Raw genomic sequence first — 1,359 nt, 5'->3', positions numbered from 1 at the left:
CCCCTCCGACCCCCCTCGCGGGCTGCCGCGCGGCGTGCGGCGGCGCGGGCGGCGGCCGCCGCGGGCCGGCGGCGGTGCTGGCGACCTGTGACCAGGGGCGGTAGATCGAGCTTTCCGTCACCCCGTGCAGGTGCGGCTGCGGCAGCGTCGCGGCGTGCTGGATCTCGGCCAGCGTGTGGTCGGCGGCGGCCTTGCGCTGCTCGGCATTGAGCGCAAGCACGGCCTGGCGAACGGCAACGGCCTGTCGGGAGAGCATCATCCGACGCCAGTGCGTCAACAGCGTAATCAACATGTCCATCTGACCCACCTCACCTGTGCAGCTTTAGGTTCGGCAAACCGCTCCCCCTGACGGCGATCTACCCGTCCTGCACCCGCGGAGCAGCCGGTGCAGCACGCCGTTTATGGCCTAAAACGTGACGGCTGTCAGCTAAAATTCACCAAACAGTGAATCAGTTCACATTTCCGGACTCAGCTGCAGCCGGTATTCGGCCCGGCCCGGCAGGAACGGCGTGGGCTCGCCGTTGACCCAGGCCGCGTGGCCGGCGCCCCAGAACGGCGACAGCCGGTGTCCACTCTGGCCACCCGGCATGTGGATGAAACCTTCGGCTTCACGGCCCGGCGAAACCACCATGCGCTGGCTGGCGCCGAAGGCCGGACCCTGCACGCGCGGCATGTTGCCGTCGCCCGGCAGGGGGTCGGCGGGCATGCACAGCCAGCTGCGCGCCAGCGCGGGCATTGCCCCCGCCAGCGGGTGGCAGATGGACGCGGTGTTGCGTTCGCCCCAGGTGCGCTGCGCCAGCGGACCCTGGGCTGCCAGTGAGCCATGCACTTCGCGTGCGGCGTCGGCCAGCAGGGCGTCCCAGCTTTCGAACCGGCGCGGCAGCAGGTGCGTCGGCCGCTGCTGCAGCAGCGGCCAGGCCACCGATTCCATCTGCGGCAGGTCGGGCATGACGAAGCGATCGCCCAACGCCGCCTGTGCGGGCGCCAGCAGGCCGTTCTGGATGCGTTCGATCACGGCCAGGCGCCAGCCGCGCACGATGCGGTAGCTGGCGGAATCGGCGCTGGCGCGGCCATCCCAGGTGCGGGCGGCGTCGGCGAGGGCCTTGAGCTCGGGGCTGCCGTTGCGCGCGGCCTCGTCCTGCAGCGCCTGGTGCCAGCGGGTGAGGAAGAGGGCGCGGTCGTCGAGCTGGATCGCCAGCAGGTCCTTCTCCACGAAGCTTGGCTTGGCCCGGAGCGCATCGCGGATCTGCCGGGCGCGCGCGCCGTTGGCGTAGCCCGCGTCCCCGACCAGGCGCAGCGCTTCGCCGTCGAGCGTGCGGTTGTTGGCGGTCCAGAGGATGCCGTCGGCCGGATCCGCCA

Annotated in this window: 1 protein-coding gene and 1 pseudogene; both read right to left on the bottom strand. The window is 71.4% G+C overall.

Annotated elements, in window-relative coordinates:
- Positions 1 to 298: pseudogene (locus K0M70_RS06955) on the bottom strand (hypothetical protein); the annotation flags it as partial.
- Positions 299 to 454: 156 nt separating this feature from the next.
- Positions 455 to 1,359 (bottom strand): penicillin acylase family protein (locus K0M70_RS06950; protein ID WP_290780942.1); only part of this gene is annotated, 905 nt, incomplete at its 5' end.

The organism is Arenimonas sp., assembly GCF_019459675.1.
Classification (GTDB): domain Bacteria; phylum Pseudomonadota; class Gammaproteobacteria; order Xanthomonadales; family Xanthomonadaceae; genus Arenimonas.
The sequence above is the reverse complement of the archived record's forward strand: the minus strand, read 5'-3'. Positions and strand labels throughout refer to the sequence as shown.